The sequence below is a fragment of the Polynucleobacter sp. AP-Melu-500A-A1 genome, assembly GCF_018882125.1.
In the GTDB taxonomy this organism is placed as follows: Bacteria; Pseudomonadota; Gammaproteobacteria; order Burkholderiales; family Burkholderiaceae; genus Polynucleobacter.
Genome location: NZ_JACVOZ010000001.1, coordinates 85,972 through 108,823, shown reverse-complemented (window position 1 = coordinate 108,823; position 22,852 = coordinate 85,972). Strand labels below are relative to the sequence as shown.

The following is a 22,852-nucleotide window of genomic DNA, read 5'->3' as shown; positions in this document are numbered from 1 at the left end:
GAATGACTTTTTCTTTGCACGGAACTCCGGTATCGAAAGGCATTGCCATTGGCAAGGCGGTACTGATTTCGCGTGCAGCTTTAGAGGTCAGTCATTATTTAGTTGAGCCTGGAAAAGAAGAGGCAGAGGCACAGAAGTTATTGGATGCTTTTGATCAAGTTCGTCGGGAGCTTGAGCAGCTTCGACTTGGTTTGCCAAAAGATGCTCCTCAAGAAATGGCTGCCTTTTTGGATGTACACGGCATGATTTTGGCTGACCCTGCGTTAACTGAAAAGCCGATGAAGTTGATTCGTGCGCAGCGCATGAATGCTGCATGGGCATTAACTACAGAATTAAATGATTTGCTAGAGCAATTTTCTGAAATCGAAGATCTCTATCTTAAAGAGCGAGCCAATGATATTCGACAAGTGGCTGAGAGAGTCATTAAAGCTTTAAATGCACAAAAGAAGGACGTCTTAGAAGACGTAGCACTATTATCTCCAAGCGATATTGGAGTGGAGTCCATTGTTGTTGCCCACGATATAGCTCCGCACGATATGCTGCGCTTCAAAGATCATGCCTTCACGGGATTTGTGACTGATTTAGGTGGCAAGACATCTCATACTGCTATTGTGGCGCGTAGCATGGAAATTCCTGCTCTTGTAGGTGTTCGCCATGCCAGCGAAATGATTCGACATGGCGACTGGTTGGTTTTAGATGGAGAGCGCGGCGTTGTCATCGTGGCCCCAGATGACCAACTACTTGCTGAGTACCGCAAGCTCCAAACCCAAGGTTTAAGAGAGGCTCGCAAACTTCAGCAGTTAAAGCATTCTCGGACAGCTACAGCTGATAATGTCGAGATTGAATTATTTGCCAATATCGAGTTACCAGAAGATGCGGTTCAGGCGCTAGCCCTAGGCGCGGTAGGAGTTGGTTTATTTCGTTCTGAATTCTTATTCATGGATCGCAATCAAGCGATGCCAGATGAAGACCAACAGTATCGGGAATACCGTCGAGTAGTTGATTTAATGCATGGTCTTCCCGTTAATATCAGAACGATTGACGTTGGTGCTGATAAGGCGCTTGGTGCTGGCGGGGATGTTTCTCAGACGGGCACTTCCCCTCTAGGTTTGAGAGCCATTCGTTGGTCGCTGACAGAGCCAGAAATTTTCTTGACTCAGCTAAGAGCGATTTTGCGTGCATCAGCACATGGCCAAGCAAGGATCATGATTCCTATGCTGGCGCATGCCAAAGAAATAGATGAGACCTTTCGCTTAATCGAAAAAGCAAAACAGCAGTTGCATCAGCGTGGTCTAGCCTTTAATCCCAAAATTCAGGTGGGAGCTATGATTGAGATTCCAGCTGCGGCTTTGGTACTACCTTTGTTTATTAATCGCTTTGATTTTCTATCTATTGGCACTAATGATTTAATTCAGTACACCTTGGCGATTGATCGTGCAGATCATGCGGTTGCTCATCTCTATGATCCTTTGCATCCAGCAATTTTATATCTATTAGATAGCATTATTAGTCAGGCCAATCGTGCCAATGTACCTATTGCAGTTTGCGGTGAAATGGCCGGTGATCCTGGATTAACTAAACTTTTGCTTGCTTTAGGTTTAACGGATTTTTCTATGCACTTTAGTCAGCTCTTATTAGTAAAGCGTGAAATCTTAAAAGCAAATGTAGGCTTGTTAAAGGCGCGTATTTCTAGGGTTCTAAAGGCGTATGAACCAGAGGCTCAAGCAAAAGCCTTGGAGCGCTTGCTCTCTTAATTAATTAAGAGGATTTTCCGCACACCTGACAGTCGGGGTTGCGAGCTATAAGAATTTCATCTATCTGGGTATTGCGCCCATTCCAAAGTAGCATGCGGCCTACTAGAGGTTCGCCAAAGCCAATCAGTACTTGCAGCGCTTGAGCGGCTTGCATCGCACCAATAATGCCAACTAGTGGAGAAAAGATACCCATACTGGCGCAATTCACCTCTTCAAAGGATTCATCTGGAGAAAAGATGCAGGCGTAGCATGGTGATGTGGAGTTTTTCGGATCGAAGACACTAATTTGTCCATCAAATCGCAAAGCAGATCCCGATACCAATGGTGTTTGATGTGCTACACAACTTGCGTTAATTAAATGGCGGGTTGAAAAATTATCAGTGCAATCTAAAACGACGTCTACGCTAGGTAAAAGTTCATCAAGGAGTGCTGCTGTGGCTTTGGCTTCTATAGTTTCTATTTCAATACCAGAATTTAGGCTTTGCAAGAATTGTTTGCTAGAAACAACTTTGCTTATGCCAACCCTATCTTCGGTGTGCATGATTTGACGCTGCAGATTGGTAAGTTCTACACAGTCATGATCAATTAGGGTGATATGCCCAACGCCAGCAGCAGCTAAGTAAGGGGCGGCAGCACTCCCTAAGCCACCCACCCCTATAACTAGGATGTGTGACTGCAAAAGCTTTTCTTGTCCTGCCACATCAATCTCTTCAAGAAGTAAGTGCCTTGAGTAGCGGAGTAACTGCTCGTCATTCATGTGCAGGTTCGAGAACTATTAGGTCTTACTCAAGCTTAGATGAAGAGCGTATCACCGGCTGACCATTAATAAAGGCAACTGCTTGAGTAAGCATGAAGTCATCGGCACTGCCCAGCTCAGTAGGCTTCTTATTCTTTTCCTTCTCTTTTTCCTCGGGAGTCTTCTTAGCATTTTTTTCTTCAATGCGTTGTAATTCCTCAAGGCGACGTTGCTCACGATCTTTAATCAGCTTATCTTCTGCTGATTGTTTATTGCGTAAGTGCTTCTCACTATCAATCTCGCGCGTAATGAGCACATCATCTGGATCCCCATCTTTATTTTGATCTACTGGGATATCAGGCTTAACACCATAAGCTTGAATCGACTTACCGCTTGGCGTGTAGTAATAAGCGGTAGTGATTTTCAAAGCAGAATCATTAGTGAGGGGGCGCACGGTTTGAACTGAGCCCTTACCAAAGGTGGTTTTACCAATAATGGTTGCTCGTTTGTAATCTTGTAAAGCGCCCGCAACAATCTCAGAGGCAGATGCTGAGTAGGCATTGACCAATACCACCATGGGTAATTTTTTAAACATTGCTGGCACGCCAGCTAGAGGATCTCCGGGCTCATTCAAGCGATACATTGCTGGTGTGCCATTAAATACTTGCTTGGAATCTGGGGCTTGACCTTTTGTGCTCACAATGACTGAGTCAGGTGGTAGGAAGGCTGCTGCTACTCCCACGGCACCTTGCAAGAGGCCACCACCATTATTCCTGAGATCCAAGATGATGCCTTTTAACTTAGGATCCTGGTTCGCAATCTCAGTAAGTTTTTTAGCAAGATCGGGAACAGTGCGTTCTTGAAAGCTCGTTACACGTACCCAGGCGATATCGTTATCCAGAATTTTGGTTTTAACGGACTGCACTTTAATTTCTGCACGTGTGATGGTCACAGGAAAGCTGCGCTCTTCACTTTTCCGAAATACCGTTAAGGTGATTTTGGTGCCAGGCGCACCACGCATCGTACGCACTGCTTTATCCAGAGACATGCCGCGTACAGGTTTGTCATCTAAGCGAGTGATGAGGTCGCCTGCTTGTAAGCCAGCACGCGCAGCAGGGCTATCTTCAATTGGGTTGAGAACTTTAACAACGCCATCTTCAGAGGTGATTTCAATTCCCAGGCCAGCAAATTTTCCAGAGGTCTGTTCTTGCATCTCAGAGAAATCTTTTTTATCCAAATAGGTGGAGTGGGGATCGAGACTGCTCACCATGCCTTTAACAGCATCTGTAAGGAGTTGTTTATCTTCAATGGGTTCGACATATTCACGTTTAATCTGCGCAAACACATTAGACAGAGTCCGTAGTTCATCAAGTGGTAGCGTAGAACCCTGTTGGGCTGTGGCGGACAGTTGAATGGTGGCTGCAACGCCGGCAATTAAGCCTACGGCGATCAGGGCAAAGCTCTTGAAAAATTGACGCATAGTTTTTATTGCCTAGTCCAAATAGAAATGTTGAATGGGTTTAAGGTTGTCATCTAATTCATAAACAAGTGGTGCGCCGTTTGGAACGTTAACTTCCATAATGGCTTCGTCTGACATTTGATCCAAATACTTAATCAAAGAACGAATGCTATTGCCATGTGCAACTAATAAAACACGTTTATTGGCTTTCAGCGCTGGAGCAATAGATTCATTCCAAAGTGGTAGAACGCGCTGGACATTATCTTTAAGACATTCGCCAAGAGGAACATCAGCAGCAGTCAGCTTTGAATAGCGAGAGTCCTTTTGTGGGTTGCGCTCATCATCTGCTTCTAATAATGGTGGACGCACGTCATAAGAGCGGCGCCAAATATGGACTTGCTCGTCACCATACTGTTTTGCAGTTTCCGCTTTATTTAAACCGGTTAGGGCGCCGTAATGACGCTCATTTAATCTCCAGCTATGAACCACTGGAATCCACATGAGATCCATGGCTTCTTGAACATGCCAAAGCGTGCGAATAGCACGTCTTAAAACAGAGGTATAGGCAATATCGAATTCGTAACCTGCTTTTCGGAGACTCTCTCCTGCAGCAATGGCCTGCTGAGCCCCCTTAGGGGTTAAGTCGACATCCGCCCAGCCAGTAAAGCGGTTTTCAAGGTTCCAGGAGGATTCGCCATGACGAATAAGGACAAGTTGTTTCATAGAGGCATTCTATAATCTGACGATGAACTTTCTTACGCAAATTGATAATTTAGCGCTTATTGCCCTTTTGGCTGTTTCAGGCATAGCACTTTTCTTACCCACATTATCTACGCTTATTGGCGGGAAAGGCTTGTCGCCTACCGAAGCCACTATTTGGATCAATCGACGGAAGGCAGCCGTCCTTGATCTGCGTCCTGCTGATGCGTTCAAAGCGGGGCATTTGCCTGGGGCAAAGCATCTCGATGCTGCCGGCATTACTGCTGGAATTGAAAAGCTAAAGATAGATCGCAAAAATCCAGTGATTTTGGTTTGTGAAACCGGTACTCAGTCCCGTAAGGCGTTGTCAGAAGTCCAAAAATTGGGCTTTGCAGAGGTTGGCGCCCTAGATGGTGGAGTTCAAGCATGGAAGGCCGCCGCACTTCCATTGATTAAATAGGAATAGTGATGCCATTAGTGACCATGTATAGCACTCAGGTTTGCCCATATTGTGTGATGGCTGAAAAGTTGCTCCACAAAAAAGGGGTAGCAAATTTAGAAAAAATTTTGATTGATCGCGATCCTGCACAACGTGAATTAATGATGACTAGAACAGGGCGTCGTACTGTCCCACAAATTTACATTGGTGAGACGCATGTTGGTGGCTATGATGAATTAGTAGCCTTGGATCGCGCTGGAAATTTAGACCCGCTTTTGGCTCAATAGACATATAAAAGAAAGTTAGCAATGACTGAACAATCTTCTGCACCTCAAGCGGGAAACGATAACTCGAATGAGCCTGGATTTAGGATTCAGAGAATTTACCTCAAGGATTTGTCATTAGAGCAGCCCAATGCTCCTCAAATTCTGATGATTGCTTCTGAGCCACAAATACAAGTGGAAATTGATATTGCCGTTGGGCCCTTAAGTGAAGGTATTTTTGAGGTTGCTTTAAGCGCCACCATCACTGCAAAAGTAGAAGCTAAAGTGTTGTTCTTAATCGAGGCTAAGCAAGCCGGTATTTTTGAATTCAGTAACATCCCAGCTGAGCAAATTGATCCAATGTTAGGCATTGCTTGCCCTACGATTTTGTACCCTTATCTCCGTTCTAATGTCGCCGACATTATTAGTCGTGCAGGCTTCCAGCCAATCCATTTGAACGAGATTAATTTCCATGGCATGTATGAGCATCGCATAATGCAAGCTCAGCAGGCGGCCGCCGAGGAAAGCAAGGGCGCTGTTTCTAACTGAGTCTGAGACAGGCCCACAGATCATGAAAGTGACGCTGCTCGGTGCTGGAGCTTGGGGAACGGCGATAGCTGCTCAAGCAGCGCGCTACCTGCCAGACGATAGTGTTTGCCTATGGACTCGGAACGCTACTCAATTAGCGCAAATGCAATCAAGTGGCTTCAATCAAACCTACTTACCCGCTATACAACTACCCAAAGGTTTGCAATTAGAGACTGATTTCTCTCGTGCAATTAAAAGACTCTCAACAAAAGATTTGTTAGTAGTAGCTACGCCGATGTCTGGTCTTTCAGAAACAATAGCTAAGGCTCTACAAGAAGCAGACCATCCACTCAATATTATTTGGTTGTGCAAAGGCTTGGAGCCTCAAACTGCTTTTTTACCCCATCAAGTTGTAGAGCGTGAAAATAAATTACACAGCCATGGCTTAAGCCATTCCTTTGGCGCTTTATCTGGTCCTAGCTTTGCACGTGAAGTTGCCGCAGGAATGCCTTGCGCATTAACTGTTGCCAGTTCCTCTCAAGGTTTATGCGCCATTGTGCAAGCTGCTTTTCATCACGGCAATATGCGGATTTATTCAAGCGATGATTTGATTGGTGTGGAATTGGGTGGCGCCGTAAAGAATGTTTTAGCTATCGCAGCTGGTATTGGCGACGGCTTGGACCTAGGTCTGAATGCGCGTGCTGCAGTGTTAACTCGTGGTCTGGCTGAGATGATGCGTTTAGTCAAAGCTGCCGGCGGACGATCTGAAACCTGTATGGGTTTAACGGGCGTAGGTGACTTAGTTCTAACGGCCACAGGCGATCTTTCTCGTAATCGTCGCGTGGGTCTTGAGCTTGCTGCTGGTAAGCCATTGCCGGAGATATTGAGCGGCCTAGGACATGTGGCTGAAGGGGTGCTTTGTGCCTCAGCAATTGGCGACCTAGCAAGAAGTCTCAAGGTTGAAATGCCGATTACGGAGATGATGGGCGAGGTTTTGGCTGGAAAGCTTGCGGCACAAGAGGCCGTTAAGAAACTCATGGGTCGCGATCCGAAGATAGAAACTTAAGTCCTAGTGGCCGCCTGCTAAGTCATTTTGACGCCAGGCTTCATAAACCACAATCGCTACCGTATTCGATAAATTTAGGCTGCGACTACTATCTTGCATAGTCAAACGCATCCGATTACCAATGGGAATGGAGTCTCGAACTTCGTCGCTAATACCTTTTGTTTCAGATCCAAAAACAAAATAATCATGAGGCGCATATTTGCCCTCATGAAATTTCCCACTGCCTTTAGTGGTTAAAGCAAACAGATGATGAGGGTCAGGTTGCTCTTCGGCCAAGAACTGGGCCCAATTGGGATGTACTTTAACTCTTGCAAATTCATGATAATCAAGACCAGCTCTACGTAACTTCGCATCTTCCATTGGAAAGCCTAGAGGTTCGATTAAATGCAAGTTTGCACCGGTGTTTGCACACAAACGAATGATGTTGCCAGTATTCGGCGGAATTTCAGGTTCAAACAAAACGATATTAAACATGGGGTGTTTGCATTCTACTTTCAGGAATGGGTTTAGTAGTTCTCAGTAAAACCCAATTGATGACACGCGATACGCCATTGTCCTTCAGAATGCGTGCAATTTCATCCAGAGTAGATCCACTCGTCATCACATCATCAAAAACAATCACCGACTTATTTTGTAAGAAGCCAATAGCATTTTGATCAAGATAGAAAGTATTACGTACTTTGGTTTGGCGCATATTCAATGAACTTCCTGCTTGCTGCTCATTATGATGATGCCGCTTTAAGGCAAAGGGAAGTTTTTGTATCCCTGCGCAAGGTATTCGTCTTGCTAGTTCCCAGCTTTGATTGAATCCGCGCATACAGAGTTTTTCAGTGCTGAGTGGCACGGGGATTAAGTAATTTGCCTGGGGATTTTTTAGCTCTTCAAACATGATGCTATTCCATGCATTGGCTAAGCCATGAGCAAAGGCAATGCGTTTTTGATACTTGAGTTGATGTAAGGCATTTTGCAAAACGCCATCATAGCGATCTAGACAAATTGTTTCATCAAAATATGGTGGGTTTTGAATGCAGGCATCACATCGCCTTTCAAGCATTTCAAATTGTTGAAGAGGGAGCCCGCATTGATGGCAGCATTCGTAATTACAAAGTGCATTTTCTTGGAGAGACTGCATGCAGTTTTGGCACACAGGGTCTTTCTGAAACTCATCACAAATAATGCAGGCTGTTGGTAGTAGGCGTGCACAAATGGATTGAAAGATATTCTCTAGAAATTGCATGGGGCGCTGAGTATACTGAGCCAATGACCCAATCAATCAAATGGCTACAGGATGAAATTGCAGAGCGTATGCTGCAAAAGTTAGACATTGTGAAGTTGGAAGTAAAAGATGTCTTACTCATTCCAGAGTTTCCTGGGCGGTATTTTTCTGCATTCAAAAAGCGATTTCCAGGCGCTCGAATTTATGGTGTTTATGAAGGCGATCTCACTGGTCTTGATGTATTGAGTTTTGAAGCACTGCAAGTATGGCGTCGCTTATTTCAAGGTAGTCATAGCAGTCCTTTAAGTGCCTATCTAAAATCTGGAAAGCTGGATCTGCCAGATAATTCAGTGGATTTAATTTTTTGTAATCTTTTATTGCAGGATTTGGCTGATCCAGCTCATTTTCTTCAAGAGTGCTGGCGGACCTTAAAAGAGGGTGGCCTCTTGACCTTTAGCTATCTGGGGCCAGATACCGGCAAAGAATTACGTAGCTTGGATGCCAGCGTATTGAAATTGAAGAATCTCCTTAGTCCCTGGGATATGCACGATATGGGCGACGCTTTAGTGGGTAAACGTTTTTCAGACCCTGTAATGGATATGGAGTTCCTTCACTTGAACTATGTGTCCGATGTACTTTTATTGGCGGATGCGCAGGCGTTAAAACTACTTCAAACTGCCCCAACCAAAATGCCTGAAAAAGGCCTATTGCCACAAAAGATGACCTTAGAAGTGGTCTATGGACATGCTTGGGCAATTGGAAAGCACCTTGCGAAAGCGCAGGACAATGTTGCTTATATTGATATAAATCAAATTGGACACAAGACTAGGTGAGATCCTGCTTAAGTGTAAGTGCTTACTATCATTATAAGCTTTGTCAAGATTGGATGAAGCTGGGTTAGGCCAGTTTGTTCTTGTATCTAATTGACCCTATAATCACGGCTAGAAGTATTGGCTTGATACCGCATTTTTGGGCATTTAGATTGCGTTTTTACTACCTTGCTCGCGACCATAAACAGAGAATAAGATGAATTTATTTGGAAAAGTCACTAGGGCTTCGCTCTATTTAATAGCTGCCTTTGGCTCTGCTTGGGCATATGCAGCTGAAAATATGCCTGGCGGCCCTGCTGTTAACCAGCTCAATTTTGCTACCCCAGCAACCAAAATCATGCAAGAAATTCACTGGCTCCATTGGATGATGCTAGCCATTTGTGCAGTGATTTTTGTCGGTGTTTTCGGGGTGATGTTCTATGCCATTTTGAAGCATCGCAAATCATTGGGTCACAAATCAGCATCCTTTCATGAGAGCACAACAGTTGAAATTATTTGGACCGTGATTCCATTGCTTATCGTGATTGGCATGGCTTTACCAGCAACGAAAACAGTTGTTGCAATGAAAGATACGACTAATTCAGACATCACCATTAAAACAACTGGTTATCAGTGGAAATGGGGATACGACTACATTAAAGGTGAGGGTGAAGGAATTAGCTTTTTGTCTACTTTGTCAACATCACGTGAAGCCATTAATAACTTAGCGCCTAAATCAAATACCTATTTGATGGAAGTTGATAACGAAATGGTTGTTCCAGTCGGCAAGAAAATTCGTTTAATTACTACTGCTAATGACGTTATTCACGCTTGGACCATTCCAGCATTCGGCGTTAAGCAAGATGCGATTCCTGGGTTTGTGCGTGACACTTGGTTTAGAGCAGATACTATCGGCACTTTCCGTGGCCAATGCTCTGAGTTATGTGGTGCTGAGCATGCTTTCATGCCTATCGTGGTAAAGGTAGTGTCACAAGAGGACTACACCCAGTGGGTTGAAGGTAAGAAAAAAGAAATGTCTTCTGCCACTGATGATCCAACTAAGGTATATACCTTAGATGAACAAAAAGAGCGCGGTGCAAAAGTGTATGCATCGAACTGTGCAGCTTGCCATCAGCCAAATGGCAAAGGTGCCGGCGCATTCCCAGCGCTCGATGGTAGCAAAGTAGTGCTTGGTCCGAAGGAAGGCCAGTACAACATTTTGATCAACGGTAAAAATGCAATGCCGAAATGGGCTGGTGTGATTTCTGATGGCGATATTGCTGCAGTGATGACCTATACCCGTAATTCATGGGGCAATAAAACGGGTGAAATAATTCAGACCCAAGAAATTTTTACCGCACGTGGCGGCAAGTAATTCATTCACAAATACAGATAAAACGAAACCGGAGTAATCCATGAGTACAGTCTCTACTACCATCGATCACGCACACGATCACGCACACGACGATCACACGCCACACGGTTGGCGCCGTTGGTTGTTCGCGACTAACCACAAAGACATCGGTACGATGTATTTGATTTTCTCATTCGTTAGCTTGTTAGCTGGCGGTGTGATGGCTTTGGGAATTCGTTTGGAATTATTCCAGCCTGGCTTGCAATTTTTCCGTCCTGAGTTCTTCAATCAACTCACTACCATGCACGGATTGGTGATGGTGTTCGGCGCGATCATGCCGGCCTTCGTTGGCTTTGCTAACTGGATGGTGCCTTTGCAAATTGGTGCCTCTGATATGGCATTCGCTCGTATGAATAACTTTAGCTTCTGGATTCTTCCAGTCGCTGCAACTTTATTATTTACTTCCTTCCTTGTTCCTGGTGGCGCACCTGCAGGTGGTTGGACAATTTACGCTCCCTTAACTTCACAGATGGGCCCTGGAATGGACATGGCCATTTTTGCCCTCCATTTATTGGGCGCCTCCTCCATCATGGGCTCAATTAACATCATTGTGACTATTTTGAATATGCGCGCTCCTGGCATGACTTTGATGAAGATGCCAATGTTCTGTTGGACTTGGCTAATTACTGCCTACTTGTTGATAGCTGTAATGCCTGTTTTGGCTGGCGCAATCACGATGGTTCTGACTGACCGTCACTTTGGTACTTCATTTTTCTCTGCTGTGGGTGGTGGCGATCCAATCATGTTCCAGCATATTTTCTGGTTCTTTGGTCACCCCGAGGTTTACATCATGATTCTTCCAGCATTCGGAATTGTGAGTGAAATCGTTCCAACGTTCTCGAGAAAAACATTGTTTGGTTACAGCTCCATGGTTTATGCAACATCGTCTATTGCGATCTTGTCATTTATCGTTTGGGCTCACCATATGTTTGCAACTGGTATGCCGGTAACAGGCCAGTTATTCTTTATGTATGCCACGATGTTGATTGCTGTTCCAACAGGCGTGAAGATTTTTAACTGGGTTGCAACAATGTGGAAAGGCTCAATGACCTTTGAGACTCCGATGTTGTGGGCCATTGGTTTTATCTTCGTATTTACGATGGGTGGATTTACTGGCCTCATCTTGGCCTTGGCACCAATTGATATTGGCCTGCAAGATACATACTACGTAGTAGCACATTTCCACTATGTCTTGGTTGCAGGTTCATTGTTTGCAATGTTTGCTGGCTTTTATTACTGGTGTCCAAAGTGGACAGGTTATATGGCTAATGAAACCCGTGGCAAGATCCATTTTTGGACCTCCATGATTTTCTTTAACATTACCTTCTTCCCAATGCACTTCCTTGGCTTAGCAGGTATGCCACGTCGCTATGCTGACTACCCAACCCAGTTCGCCGATTTTAATTCGATCGCTTCGATTGGCGCCTTAGGCTTTGGTCTATCACAGGTTTATTTCTTGCTCTTCGTTGTAATGCCAGCGTATCGTGGTCAAGGTGTCAAAGCTCCTATGAAGCCATGGGATGGTGCAAAAGGTTTGGAATGGACTATTCCATCACCAGCTCCGCACCATACTTTTGAAACGCCGCCTAGTAAAGAGCAGATGCGTGAAGCAGGAATTTAATACGTCCTCTAAACAAGCGCTAGCGGCGAATAATCGTCGTTTAGGGCTAATTCTTTTGAGCATAGCTGCGGTGTTCTTTATCGGGATTGTGATGAAGTGGAGCTTTTTAGGTTAACCCCCGCAGATTATGATGGTTTCTACTCAAACACTGAATCGACAAATTTTATTAAAGCTCTTAATTGCAGCTGTAATGATGTTTGGCTTTGGATATGCCTTGGTGCCAATGTACAAGGCTTTGTGTGAAGTCACTGGAATTAATGTTGTCACCAATAAGAATGATTATGGGGTCAGGGCATTTAGTCCAAATAAGGTTGGCAATACTCAGGTCAACTATGCTCGTACAGTGACTATTGAGTTTGATTCCAATAGTCGTGGACCTTTTACCTTTAAGCCAGTGAAAAACTTCTTGGAAGTTCATCCTGGCGAGATGACTGAAATTGTTTACGAAGTAACTAATAACCTTACTCGTACTGTGCGTGCACAAGCTATTCCGAGTTATGCACCTAAGAGTGCAACAGAATTTTTTACCAAATTAGAGTGTTTTTGTTTTCAGGAGCAAACCCTAGCGGCTAAGGAAACTAAGAAGATGCCGGTAGTCTTTGTGATTGATGCAGGATTGCCTGATGATGTGAAAACCATTACCTTGTCGTATACCTTTTTTGAGTTGGGTTTGGGTGGCACACCTCCTGCCCCTAAATCAAAGATCGTTTCATGAAAAAGAAAAGTAGTTTTATACAGTCTATGAAAGCCGTGATGTGGGGTTTTCTGGGAGTGCGTAAACAATCAGGTTTACAAGAAGATGTAGCTTCACTGAGTTTTGTTCACATCATCATTGCAGGAGTGGTTGGTGCCTTGATCTTCATGGCCATCCTGCTGTTGATAGTAAAAGCAGTTGTTTCCAATTGATTATTTTTTGATTGAATAGAGAGAATAAGATGTCATCCAATTCAACCCCATACTATTACGTCCCAGCGCTATCTAGGCATCCAGCCATGGCGGCAATTGGCTTAATTGCTTTTGGTTTCGGTATGACCGGATGGGTTAACCACACTTCTTGGGGCGGTCCTCTAAGTTTAGTTGGTGTGGCATGGATTTTATTCGTGCTGTACAACTGGTTTGGCGATACGATTGCTGAATCAAATGCTGGCATGAATGGTGTCAATGTAGACGTCTCTTATCGCTGGTCGATGGCATGGTTCATCTTCTCTGAGATTATGTTCTTTGGTGCTTTCTTTGCTGCTCTGTTCTATGCTCGCAATATTGCTATGCCTTGGATGGGTGATGTTGAAAGCAAACTCATTTGGCCTAATTTCACTGCCGTTTGGCCAAATGATGGCCCAGCTGGTTTGGTTGAGAAATTCACAACCATGGGTCCATGGCCAATTCCAACAGTGAATACTTTGTTGTTGCTTAGCTCTGGCGTAACGATTACTTATGCTCACCATGCTTTGGTTGAGAACCACATGAAGAAAGCCATTATTGGCTTAGCGGTTACCGTTGGATTGGGATTCATCTTCTTGTGCTTCCAGGGTTATGAGTACTACCATGCTTACCATGAGCTCAACTTGAAATTGACCTCTGGTATCTACGGCTCCACCTTCTTCATGTTGACTGGTTTCCACGGCTTTCACGTTTTCCTTGGTGGCACGATGTTAGCAATTGTGTTGCGTCGTATGATTCGTGGTGACTTTACTTCTAAGCATCATTTTGCTTTTGAGGGCGCTGCTTGGTACTGGCACTTTGTTGACGTTGTTTGGCTTGGTCTGTACATCGCTGTTTATTGGATGTAAGTTGAAAAAAAATCGGGGCGTAAAGCCCCGATTCGTTTTTAGGTGTACTGTAGCTTATTGAATGCGCTTAGTTCGTCCCAACTTTAATACCAGTTGCTTCTATGAAGCCAAAGTAGTGGGCAATCAGAATTCCAAGAAAAAGAGCAATTGATAAGCCAATTCGCAACATCAGTGAGTGAACCATTTTGGAGCTGTTGCCCTTGTCTTTCATCATGTAATAGAGTGCTGAGCCCAAGCTTGCAAAAATCATTAGCAGCACAATTGATATAACCCACTTCATCTCAGATCCTTATTTTGAATAGCCTTTTTAATGCCCTCGTTGCCAAGCGCATAGTTGCTACTGTATCAGCCCTGCTAGTCATGGCAATTGGTTGTGCGGCAGGGTATTGGCAGTTGAGTAGGGCAAGCACGAAGATTGCTTTGGCTACTAATTTATTGGCCCGCCAGCAAATGCCGATTCTGAATGCGAATGACCGAGCATGGACCTTAACGGAGGCTAGTGAGCGCCGCATGACTGCTCGAGGGCATTACCTGCCAGATGCTGCAGTTTGGCTAGATAACCGTCCTAGGCCTTTTCCAGCAGGCGCATCAGGAAATAGTGCTCAAGCAGGTTTTTATCTCATGATGCCTTTTCGATTAGAGGGTGGAGATGAGGTCCTCTGGGTTAATCGAGGATGGGCGCCACGAAATCAAGATAACCGAGAAACCTTACCGCCAGTTGAGACCCCAGTGGGTGCTTTGAACATTGAGGGAATCGTTTTTGCTCATCCTGGGAAGGTCTATGAGTTGGGGTCTGGCAATGCCTCTCCTGTGCTTAATAGACCGCGTATTGAACAAAACCTGAATTTAGATGGCGAGGCGAAGTTACATGGTTGGACGCAAAGCCCATTTATTTTGCGTTTAGAGGAATCTGGTATTCAAGATGGCCTACTCCGAGAGTGGCCACCTCTGACGACGGGAGTGGATCGCCATTATGCTTATGCATTCCAGTGGTTTGCTTTAGCTTTTGCTGGCTTTGTATTCTGGTTGGTGAGTGGTCTACGGCAATATAAGCGTCAGGGTTTTGTGAATGAGGATTAAGGGTGATTGATAAAGAGTTGTTAATTCCAGCGTCTCAGATGGATTCTTCTGCCATCAATGCACGTACTCGTCGTGGCCGTATTCAGATGCTGTTGTTATTGCTGGCTTGCGCATCCCCAGTGATCGCCTCCTATTTTGCTTACTACGTGATTAAGCCTGCAGGCGGTAAAACAAATCTGGGAACGCTTGTTTATCCTGCTCAAGAATTTAATCCTGCTTGGTCTACAGTTCCCGTGCAGGGTAAATGGACCTTATTGATCGCTCGTCCAGCGGGTGAATGTCAGATTAAAGATGAAAAATGTATTGAGGCCTTATTTTTAATGCGCCAGACTCGAACTGCTATGGGCAGAGAAAGTAAGCGTGTGCAATTGCTATGGGTCAATACCGACAGTAAGCCAGTCGATCCAGAAGTGCAGAAGGCATATGATGAGATAAACGCTGGCTTACAGGTCATCACAATGCCTGTAGATCCTCAGCTGAGAGCAGACTTTGAGGGATGGCTAAATAAAGAAGGTGCCGGGCAGCAGATTCAGTTGATTGATCCCAGTCCTGCAAAGATGATGTACTTTCCTGTCACAAATTCTCCAAAAGAATTTGCTGCGATGAAGAAAGATTTAGAGAAGCTCTTGAAATTAAATCACAAGGGCGAAAGTTTGTAATGCCGAGTTTTATTGTCATCTTGGAGTTGGCAGCCATTGCCATTATTTTTGCGGGCCTTCCTTTAGCTTATCTGTGGACGAGACCGAGCTATAGTTTTTTTCAAAAACTCAATTGGGTTTTGGTCTTTATGACTTTTGATTTAATAGTCTTTGGCGCATTTACTCGCCTGACAGATTCAGGCTTAGGTTGTCCTGATTGGCCGGGATGTTATGGCACCTCAAATCCGATATATGCTTCGAGCGATATCAAGCTTGCAGAGAGCGCCTTACCCACTGGCCCTGTAACTGTCATGAAAGCCTGGATTGAAATGATTCATCGCTATTTAGCAATGACCGTAGGGGCTTTAATTTTGGTACAAGTTGGCATCGCTTTTAATAAAGTGAAGTCTTTAGGAAAAGCCCCTTTGTTTGCTAGCTTAGGATTGCTCTTCTTAGTGTGCTTACAAGGCGCATTTGGTGCGTGGACTGTGACACTCAAATTGCAACCCATCATTGTGAGCTTGCATCTGATGTTGGCTTTAATTCTGTTGGCCTGCCTAACTGCCTATGCACAGCAAACCTGGGAAAGTACATCTTCTGTTGTGCGAACCTTACGTGTTCGACCTTTGCCCGCATCCCTACTTGCAATAGCCTTAGGCATATTGTTTATGCAAGTCTTTTTAGGTGCTTGGGTCAGTACAAACTATGCCGTACTCGCCTGTCCAGATTTTCCAACTTGCCTAGGATCAATATGGCCTGAGACAAATTGGGCAGAAGGTTTTTCTTTGTGGCGTCAGCTTGGCCTTAATGCACAAGGCGAATTTATTTCGCCAATTGCCTTACAAACGATTCACTGGGCGCATCGGGTATCTGCGATTCTTGTCCTGCTGTGCCTTGGTTTTCTGGGCCTTAAAGCCTATAGCCTTGCAACTTCAGCTACTCCATCACTTCAGTATTTTGCTAAATTGCTTTTTGGGCTTTTACTCTTGCAAGTAGTCACTGGAATCTCCAATGTCGTATTTCAGTGGCCCTTATTGGCTGCCTTAATGCACACTGCAGGGTCTGCCGCCTTAGTATTCTGTTTGATCAGAATGGCTTCTTGGGCTTCATGGAAGTCACCCATCCAAATGAAGATGACATCGTCATTATGAGCACCCCTAAAACCTCTGCCCTGAAGGCAATGCCACGCTGGCGCCAATACTGGGTTCTGACTAAACCCAGAGTGACCCAGCTTGCTGTATTTTGTGCGGTGATTGGCATGTTCTTGGCCACGCCCGGTATGGTTCCCTATCCAATTCTTTTTGGTGGAATTATTGGCATTTGGTTGTTAGCTGGGGCTGCATTTGCAGTGAACTGTCTGATTGAACAAGTGGTTGATGCGAAGATGAGACGTACTGCGTGGCGTCCCTCGGCAACTGGTGAAGTAAGCGCTTTTCACATTATTATTTTTTCAGTCATTCTGGGTTCCTTGGGGATGATTGTTCTATGGAATTTCTGTAACCCATTAACGATGTGGTTAACCTTAGCAACTTTTGTTGGCTATGCAGTTATCTATACTTGGTTATTAAAGCCTGCAACACCACAAAATATTGTGATTGGCGGCCTTTCAGGTGCAATGCCACCGGCACTAGGCTGGGCCGCAGTAACTAATACGGTATCGGCTGAGGCTTGGCTTTTAGTTTTGATTATCTTTGTCTGGACACCGCCTCATTTTTGGGCCTTAGCTTTGTATCGTCGTGAAGATTATGTGCAATCTGGTTTACCAATGCTGCCAGTAACTCATGGCGAACGCTTTACTCTACTTAATATTTTGCTCTATACCCTCATCTTGATTGCAGCAACTTTATTGCCCTATATTTATGGCATGAGTGGCATGGTGTATCTGATTTCGGCAATTATTTTAGGTTTCATATTCTTATCCTATGTGATTGCTTTGTTTATTTCTTATAGTGACGCGTTGGCGAAGAAGACTTTCCGCTTCTCTATCACTTATTTATCACTTCTCTTTGTAGCATTACTGATCGATCATTATTTTCTTTAAGATGAAATTCACCCATTTACGTTCTTCCCTGATCACTGTTTTATTTTTGGCTTTAGCTGCCTGTAGCCCAAAGCCAGAGTTTAAGAATATCGATATCACTGGGGGTGCTGCTTTTGGGAAGGACTTTAGCTTGTTGGATCCTGAAGGCAAAGTCAGAACACTTGCAGACTTTAAAGGGAAAGTAGTCGTGATGTTCTTTGGTTATACCCAGTGCCCTGATGTTTGCCCAACTACCCTAACGGAAATGCAGCAAGCAATGACTCTGCTGGGCCCCCAATCCGATAAGGTGCAGGTGCTTTTTGTAACGGTAGATCCTGTGCGTGATACTGCTGCTATTTTGAAACAATATGTCCCCGCATTTGATTCGCGCTTCCTGGGATTAAGGCCAGCGGATGAAGCAGCTTTAGAAAAGGTAACTAAGGACTTTAAGATTTACTACAAAAAGGTGCCGGGTAGTAGCCCAGGTTCCTACACTATGGACCATACGGCCGGAAGTTATGCCTTTGATCCCGAGGGACATTTGCGTCTTTATATCAAACACGCGCAAGGTCCTGAGACCTTGGCGCATGACTTGAAAGAACTATTGAAGTAAGGGTGCGAAGGGCGTAAGCTTAAGCAGCTTGCAACATGCTGCACATCTTTTTGAGTGCTGCAGTTTCAATCTGACGAACGCGCTCTGCAGAAATGCCATATTCACTGGCAAGATCATGCAAGGTTTTTGTACCCTTACCCTCAGCATCCATCGCTAACCAACGAGATTGAACAATATTACGACTGCGTTCATCTAAACCCATTAGTGCTTGATCTAACTTAGGACCTTGCAGGGTATCCGCTTCGGCACTAGCAATCATTTCGGTTGGCTCTTGGCTATTATCAGCAAGCCATGCAATTGGTGCGTAAGCAGACTCATCATCACTGTCATCCCCCTCAAGCGCAACGTCCCCACCTGCAAGTCGCATTTCCATTTCTTTAACATCGGAGCCCTTTACATCAAGGGCTTTAGCTAAAGCTTCTACTTCGCTTGGAGTCAGTGCACTCAGGGTTGGCTTATTGCTGCGCAGGTTAAAAAATAATTTGCGCTGTGCTTTGGTTGTCGCCACTTTTACGAGACGCCAATTTTTGAGGATGTACTCATGAATCTCGGCTTTGATCCAATGGATTGCATAAGACACTAAACGAGCACCGTTATTTGGGTCGTAGCGTTTTACGGCTTTCATCAAACCAATGTTGCCTTCTTGAATGAGATCGGCGTGTGGAATGCCGTATCCAAGATATTGACGAGCAACAGAAACCACTAAGCGCAAATGGGAGAGCACTAAAGTTTTAGCGGCATCTACATTTTCAGTACGACGAAATTCCTGCGCAAGATGTAATTCTTCCGCAGCACTAAGCATCGGCACGCGATTGACGTACGCAATATAGGAATCGAGCGTACCAACCCCAAGAGTTGGCAACATTGGATAAGCAAGAGATGCCGCCGCTGTCTGCGTGACGGGCAGTCGTTGCATACTCGGTTTATTAGCTTTCTTTTGTACCATTTTTTATAAATATAAAGTGTTAGTAGAATATTATTTTAGCACTCTTGTCAAGAGAGTGCTAATCGATATAAATATCTATAAGTCATTGATTTAATTGAATAATTCAGAGGCATATTGCCCTGCTGTGAAGGGGGCTAAATCATCAATTCCCTCACCTTTACCTAGGGCTAGAACCATGGGTTTTGGGCTTTCTTGGAGGGTCTGGGCTAAAGCACAAATCACGCCACCTTTTGCGGTGCCATCTAACTTGGTCACGATGATTCCTGTCAGGCCCAAGGCAGCATGGAAGGCCTTCACTTGGCTTAAACCGTTCTGACCTGTATTGCCATCCAGAACCAATAGCGTGTGGTGTGGGGCTCCAGGAAGTGCTTTACCAATGACGCGCTTTACCTTCTTGAGTTCTTCCATCAGGTGATCCTGCGTAGCAAGACGACCAGCCGTATCGATGATCAATATATCGCTTTTGCGAGAGACTGCCGAGTGAATCGCATCATGCGCCACTGCTGCAGCATCGCCGCCTTCCTGGGTGATAACGTCAACTTGGTTGCGACCACCCCACTCTTGCAATTGATTACGTGCTGCAGCCCTAAAGGTGTCACCCGCCGCCAGGAGTACCGATTTATTTTGAGCCTGAAAGAGGCGGCAAAGCTTGCCGATAGTGGTTGTCTTGCCTGCCCCGTTAACCCCAACTACCAGCCAAACCTCTGGAATATTGGCTTTATCGGTGATAAATAGGGGATTTACAACAGGCTCCAAAGGTTTAAGCAGTGCGCTAACCTCTGTAATGAGGAGTGTTTGAAGTTCTTCTGGGCTAGAGACTTTTTCTGACTTTGCGGCTTTACGCAATTTGCTGATCAATTGTTCAGTCGTGGGTAGACCCACATCACTTTGAATCAATGATTCTTCTAGGGTCTCAAACCAAGCTTCATCAGTCTTGCCTGATTTGAAAAGAGATCCGAGGGTTTTACGTAAGGCGAACATAATCGATACAATTTAAACCTTGCATCTTATCAATTTAATTCTAGGGATATGGTGATTTAGCAGATGCGTTCAAATTTACTCCGAATTTCTTTCATGCTCCTCTTATTTGCACCCTTGTCTTGGGCTGCAAGTGCTCAGCCGGTAGATACCCATGAGTTCAAATTGAGCAATGGCCTCAAATTGATCGTTAGGGAAGATCATCGCGCTCCAACGGTGGCACATATGGTTTGGTACCGCGCTGGCTCCATGGATGAAACTAATGGTCGAACAGGTGTTGCTCACGTACTTGAGCACATGATGTTTAAGGGTACTCATCAAGTAAAAACAGGTGAGTTTTCTCGATTGGTAGCTGCAGTAGGCGGCCGTGAAAATGCTTTTACCTCACGTGATTACACGGCCTATTTTCAGCAAATAGAAAAATCAAAACTCGAAGATGTAATCAAGCTTGAGGCTGATCGCATGTCTAATCTTCATTTTGATGATGCAGAGTTTGCTAAAGAAATTCAGGTGATTATGGAAGAGCGCCGCCTGCGCACCGAAGATAATCCTAGCAGCCTTCTGAACGAATCATTGATGGCAACTGCTTTTATGAGCTCACCTTATCGTCATCCTGTAATTGGTTGGATGAATGATTTAGTCAATATGAAAGCTGCCGATGCGCGTGATTGGTATCGCAGTTGGTATGCGCCAAATAATGCGACAGTGGTAATCAGTGGCGATGTAGATCCACAGCAGATTTATAAATTGGTCCAGAAATATTACGGTCCCGCTCTTGCCCTTGAGTTACCGGTTCGTAAGCCTCAAGTGGAACCACCGCAAAAAGGGCTTAAGCAAGTTCAGGTCAAGGCCGCTGCGGATAACGCTCAATTGTCAATGGCATGGAAAGTCCCACGTCTTGAGCCAGGAAAGTTGGATGATCCCGAGCCTTATGCCCTTGAACTTTTGACGGCTGTACTCGATGGCTATGACAATGCCCGTCTAAATCGGGTTCTGGTAAAGCAAGAGAAGGTTGTTAATGATGTTGGTGTTGGTTATGACATGGTGTCCCGCGGACCAGAATTATTTTTAATTGGGGCTACGTTGGCAAAAGGTAAGACGGTTGATCAAGCGCAGGCCAGTATTCGTAAGGCCTTAGAGGAACTTAAACAAAAAGGCGTTTTGGAGTCTGAGTTAAAGCGTATTAAGGTGCGGATATTATCGGAGCAAATTTATAAGCGCGATTCCATCTTTGGTCAGGCCATGGAAATTGGGAGTAATGAGATGGCCGGTTTTTCATGGAAAGACATTGACTATATGTTGGAGAAAATGCAATCTATTACTCCTTCCCAAGTGCAAGCAGTGGCCAAAAAATATTTAGTCGACGAGGGTTTGACAGTTGCCGTTTTAGATCCTCAGCCTCGTAAAGTTGAAGTAGCGAAGGAGGGCAAATAATGCGCGCTCTTCAAAAAGCATTCACTATTGGCTTCTTGTCATTCGGTTTGATTCATAGTGCCCATGCTATTTTGCCGATTGAAAAACTGGATGCCTACAAGGGTGCCAAGGTTTATCTGGTCCAAACAAAAACCCTGCCGATGGTGGATATTGAAATCAGCATTGATGCCGGAGATCGCTACGATCCGAGCGGCAAAAGTGGTTTAGCAGACATGACTGCAGCCCAGATGAGTTATGGGGTACGGGGTGATAAGGGCATTTTGACTGAAGCGCAAATTGCTGATGAAATTGCAGACTTAGGCGCGAATATTGGCATATCTGCCGGTGGAGAGCGCGCAGTGATGCGCATTCGGAGTTTGAGTCGTAAAGACTTGCGCGATAGAGCAGTGCAATTAGCCGCCACCATGTTAAGTTCACCACTATACGATGCCAAAATTCTTGAACGAGAAAAGCAGCGCTCCATTACGAATTTACTTGAAGCACAAACAAAGCCAGAATTTACTCTAGAGCGTCGTTTCAAAAAAATGGTTTATGGCAATAACCCTTTAGGCGATTCTCCAACTGTTAAATCAGTGGGTGCAGTCAATGTTGCTGATTTACAGCAATTTCATAAGACTTTTTATCGTGGCGATAGGATGATTGTTAGCATTGTTGGCGACGTCAGTCGTTCTCAGGCCGAAGAGATTGTGCAAGGATTGCTGCAGAAGATTCCTGCTAGTGGACCAGCTATTGCACCATTACCACCCTTGCCGCGATCCCCAGTAGAGCCTTTAGCTGAGCGTGAGATTCAGATTCCATTTGACTCTCAGCAGGCCCATATTACGATGGGTATGACGGCTATTCCTCGTAATAATCCAGATTTCTTTCCTCTGTTGGTTGGTAACTATATCTTGGGCGGCGGTGGCTTTGTATCGCGCTTAATGTCTGAGGTACGAGAAAACCGAGGCCTCGCCTACAGCGTATTTAGTTACTTTGCTCCAGGCAAAGATACAGGCATATTTCAGGCTGGTTTGCAGACCAAAAATGAACAGGCAGCTATAGCGCTTGAAGTTATGAGCTCAACCATTGCCAACTTTATTGCGCAAGGTCCTAGCCCATCTGAATTAATAGCAGCGAAGTCTAATTTGGTAAATGGCTTTCCTTTGCGTATTGATAACAATCGGAAGTTATTGGACAACGTCTCCTCTATCGCTTGGAATGAATTACCGATCGATACGCTAGACGTTTGGACCAAACAAGTTGAGGCTGTGACATTGGACCAGGTTAAGACGGCATTTCAGAAGTATCTAGCAATGGATCGCATGAAGATCGTTGTTGTGGGCGCTCAGAATAAGGCAGCACCTTAGTAA

General features: G+C 44.8%; 27 protein-coding genes. 19 read left to right on the top strand and 8 right to left on the bottom strand.

The features are described 5' to 3' along the window. Positions 1-2: 2 nt before the first annotated feature. The gene (gene ptsP / locus ICN38_RS00570; RefSeq protein WP_216253794.1) at positions 3-1,754 is read left to right on the top strand and encodes a phosphoenolpyruvate--protein phosphotransferase; all 1,752 of its coding nucleotides are present in this window, start codon (positions 3-5) and stop codon (positions 1,752-1,754) included. A 4-nt stretch (positions 1,755-1,758) separates the two neighbouring features. On the opposite strand, the gene ICN38_RS00565 is transcribed toward ptsP, so the two are convergent. Genes ICN38_RS00565 through gpmA form a run of 3 tightly spaced genes read right to left on the bottom strand, consistent with a single transcriptional unit; the run spans position 1,759 to position 4,672 of the window. Next, positions 1,759-2,511, bottom strand: coding sequence for a HesA/MoeB/ThiF family protein (locus ICN38_RS00565; RefSeq protein WP_216253791.1), 753 nt, complete (start codon positions 2,509-2,511; stop codon positions 1,759-1,761). 25 nt (positions 2,512-2,536) lie between these two features. Next, positions 2,537-3,970 (bottom strand): S41 family peptidase, encoded by a 1,434-nt coding sequence (locus ICN38_RS00560; RefSeq protein ID WP_216253787.1) that lies wholly within the window; start codon positions 3,968-3,970, stop codon positions 2,537-2,539. Between the two features lie 12 nt (positions 3,971-3,982). Further along, positions 3,983-4,672 carry a 2,3-diphosphoglycerate-dependent phosphoglycerate mutase gene (gene gpmA / locus ICN38_RS00555; RefSeq protein WP_216253784.1) on the bottom strand — a complete coding sequence of 230 codons (690 nt, stop codon included), beginning with the start codon at positions 4,670-4,672 and terminating at the stop codon, positions 3,983-3,985. A gap of 22 nt (positions 4,673-4,694) precedes the next feature. On the opposite strand from gpmA, the gene ICN38_RS00550 reads away from it, so the two are divergent. From ICN38_RS00550 to ICN38_RS00535, 4 genes are read left to right on the top strand one after another with little or no spacing between them, the layout of a single operon-like run. Beyond that, positions 4,695-5,108 (top strand): rhodanese-like domain-containing protein, encoded by a 414-nt coding sequence (locus ICN38_RS00550; protein WP_216253781.1) that lies wholly within the window; start codon positions 4,695-4,697, stop codon positions 5,106-5,108. 8 nt (positions 5,109-5,116) lie between these two features. After that, positions 5,117-5,374, top strand: coding sequence for a glutaredoxin 3 (gene grxC, locus ICN38_RS00545; protein ID WP_216253779.1), 258 nt, complete (start codon positions 5,117-5,119; stop codon positions 5,372-5,374). Between the two features lie 21 nt (positions 5,375-5,395). After that, the gene (secB, locus tag ICN38_RS00540) at positions 5,396-5,899 is read left to right on the top strand and encodes a protein-export chaperone SecB (RefSeq protein ID WP_216253777.1); all 504 of its coding nucleotides are present in this window, start codon (positions 5,396-5,398) and stop codon (positions 5,897-5,899) included. 22 nt (positions 5,900-5,921) lie between these two features. Then, positions 5,922-6,944 (top strand): NAD(P)H-dependent glycerol-3-phosphate dehydrogenase, encoded by a 1,023-nt coding sequence (locus ICN38_RS00535; protein ID WP_216253774.1) that lies wholly within the window; start codon positions 5,922-5,924, stop codon positions 6,942-6,944. Positions 6,945-6,947: 3 nt separating this feature from the next. Here ICN38_RS00535 and trmL read toward each other — a convergent pair whose 3' ends face one another. Both trmL and ICN38_RS00525 read right to left on the bottom strand, forming a co-directional pair. Then, entirely contained in the window at positions 6,948-7,418 is a 471-nt protein-coding gene (gene trmL, locus ICN38_RS00530) for a tRNA (uridine(34)/cytosine(34)/5-carboxymethylaminomethyluridine(34)-2'-O)-methyltransferase TrmL (protein WP_216253772.1), read from the bottom strand. Then, on the bottom strand, positions 7,411-8,181 hold the full coding sequence (locus ICN38_RS00525; protein WP_216253768.1) for a ComF family protein: 771 nt from the start codon (positions 8,179-8,181) through the stop codon (positions 7,411-7,413). The genes trmL and ICN38_RS00525 overlap by 8 nt, the downstream gene beginning before the upstream one ends. Positions 8,182-8,204: 23 nt before the next feature. Here ICN38_RS00525 and ICN38_RS00520 point away from each other — a divergent pair, with 23 nt between their 5' ends. From ICN38_RS00520 to ICN38_RS00490, 7 genes are all read left to right on the top strand, one after another. Then, positions 8,205-8,993 (top strand): class I SAM-dependent methyltransferase, encoded by a 789-nt coding sequence (locus ICN38_RS00520; RefSeq protein WP_255562655.1) that lies wholly within the window; start codon positions 8,205-8,207, stop codon positions 8,991-8,993. Between the two features lie 193 nt (positions 8,994-9,186). After that, on the top strand, positions 9,187-10,344 hold the full coding sequence (gene coxB, locus ICN38_RS00515; protein ID WP_216253766.1) for a cytochrome c oxidase subunit II: 1,158 nt from the start codon (positions 9,187-9,189) through the stop codon (positions 10,342-10,344). Positions 10,345-10,384: 40 nt separating this feature from the next. After that, entirely contained in the window at positions 10,385-12,004 is a 1,620-nt protein-coding gene (gene ctaD, locus ICN38_RS00510) for a cytochrome c oxidase subunit I (protein ID WP_216253761.1), read from the top strand. Continuing rightward, positions 11,988-12,119: a cytochrome oxidase small assembly protein gene (locus ICN38_RS11500; protein WP_370624341.1), complete on the top strand. Its 132-nt coding sequence runs from the start codon at positions 11,988-11,990 to the stop codon at positions 12,117-12,119. Before ctaD ends, ICN38_RS11500 begins: the two co-directional genes overlap by 17 nt. Before the next feature lie 15 nt (positions 12,120-12,134). After that, positions 12,135-12,719: a cytochrome c oxidase assembly protein gene (locus tag ICN38_RS00500; RefSeq protein ID WP_216255103.1), complete on the top strand. Its 585-nt coding sequence runs from the start codon at positions 12,135-12,137 to the stop codon at positions 12,717-12,719. After that, complete coding sequence (locus ICN38_RS00495; protein WP_216253755.1) at positions 12,716-12,910, top strand: DUF2970 domain-containing protein; 195 nt, start codon at positions 12,716-12,718, stop codon at positions 12,908-12,910. The genes ICN38_RS00500 and ICN38_RS00495 overlap by 4 nt, the downstream gene beginning before the upstream one ends. A gap of 29 nt (positions 12,911-12,939) precedes the next feature. Further along, positions 12,940-13,794 (top strand): cytochrome c oxidase subunit 3, encoded by an 855-nt coding sequence (locus tag ICN38_RS00490; protein ID WP_216253753.1) that lies wholly within the window; start codon positions 12,940-12,942, stop codon positions 13,792-13,794. 67 nt (positions 13,795-13,861) lie between these two features. On the opposite strand, the gene ICN38_RS00485 is transcribed toward ICN38_RS00490, so the two are convergent. Then, positions 13,862-14,074 carry a twin transmembrane helix small protein gene (locus ICN38_RS00485; protein WP_216253751.1) on the bottom strand — a complete coding sequence of 71 codons (213 nt, stop codon included), beginning with the start codon at positions 14,072-14,074 and terminating at the stop codon, positions 13,862-13,864. A gap of 14 nt (positions 14,075-14,088) precedes the next feature. Between ICN38_RS00485 and ICN38_RS00480 the strand changes: the two genes are divergently transcribed. The 5 genes from ICN38_RS00480 to ICN38_RS00460 are packed head-to-tail and all read left to right on the top strand — an operon-like array spanning position 14,089 to position 18,145. Beyond that, positions 14,089-14,874 carry an SURF1 family protein gene (locus tag ICN38_RS00480; protein WP_255562654.1) on the top strand — a complete coding sequence of 262 codons (786 nt, stop codon included), beginning with the start codon at positions 14,089-14,091 and terminating at the stop codon, positions 14,872-14,874. Between the two features lie 2 nt (positions 14,875-14,876). Beyond that, positions 14,877-15,533, top strand: coding sequence for a hypothetical protein (locus tag ICN38_RS00475; RefSeq protein WP_216253748.1), 657 nt, complete (start codon positions 14,877-14,879; stop codon positions 15,531-15,533). Next, positions 15,533-16,663, top strand: coding sequence for a heme A synthase (locus ICN38_RS00470; RefSeq protein WP_216253745.1), 1,131 nt, complete (start codon positions 15,533-15,535; stop codon positions 16,661-16,663). The genes ICN38_RS00475 and ICN38_RS00470 overlap by 1 nt, the downstream gene beginning before the upstream one ends. Beyond that, positions 16,660-17,553, top strand: coding sequence for a heme o synthase (cyoE, locus tag ICN38_RS00465; RefSeq protein ID WP_216255097.1), 894 nt, complete (start codon positions 16,660-16,662; stop codon positions 17,551-17,553). Before ICN38_RS00470 ends, cyoE begins: the two co-directional genes overlap by 4 nt. Before the next feature lies 1 nt (position 17,554). Continuing rightward, on the top strand, positions 17,555-18,145 hold the full coding sequence (locus tag ICN38_RS00460; protein ID WP_216253743.1) for an SCO family protein: 591 nt from the start codon (positions 17,555-17,557) through the stop codon (positions 18,143-18,145). 19 nt (positions 18,146-18,164) lie between these two features. Here the strand turns inward: ICN38_RS00460 and rpoH are convergent, their stop codons facing one another. Both rpoH and ftsY read right to left on the bottom strand, forming a co-directional pair. Then, positions 18,165-19,091 (bottom strand): RNA polymerase sigma factor RpoH, encoded by a 927-nt coding sequence (gene rpoH / locus ICN38_RS00455; RefSeq protein ID WP_216253741.1) that lies wholly within the window; start codon positions 19,089-19,091, stop codon positions 18,165-18,167. 90 nt (positions 19,092-19,181) lie between these two features. After that, positions 19,182-20,072, bottom strand: coding sequence for a signal recognition particle-docking protein FtsY (gene ftsY, locus ICN38_RS00450; RefSeq protein ID WP_216253738.1), 891 nt, complete (start codon positions 20,070-20,072; stop codon positions 19,182-19,184). Positions 20,073-20,135: 63 nt separating this feature from the next. Between ftsY and ICN38_RS00445 the strand changes: the two genes are divergently transcribed. Continuing rightward, positions 20,136-21,503, top strand: a complete 1,368-nt coding sequence (locus ICN38_RS00445; RefSeq protein WP_216253735.1) for a pitrilysin family protein — start codon at positions 20,136-20,138, stop codon at positions 21,501-21,503. Next, positions 21,503-22,849: a pitrilysin family protein gene (locus ICN38_RS00440; RefSeq protein ID WP_216253732.1), complete on the top strand. Its 1,347-nt coding sequence runs from the start codon at positions 21,503-21,505 to the stop codon at positions 22,847-22,849. Before ICN38_RS00445 ends, ICN38_RS00440 begins: the two co-directional genes overlap by 1 nt. Positions 22,850-22,852: the final 3 nt, after the last annotated feature.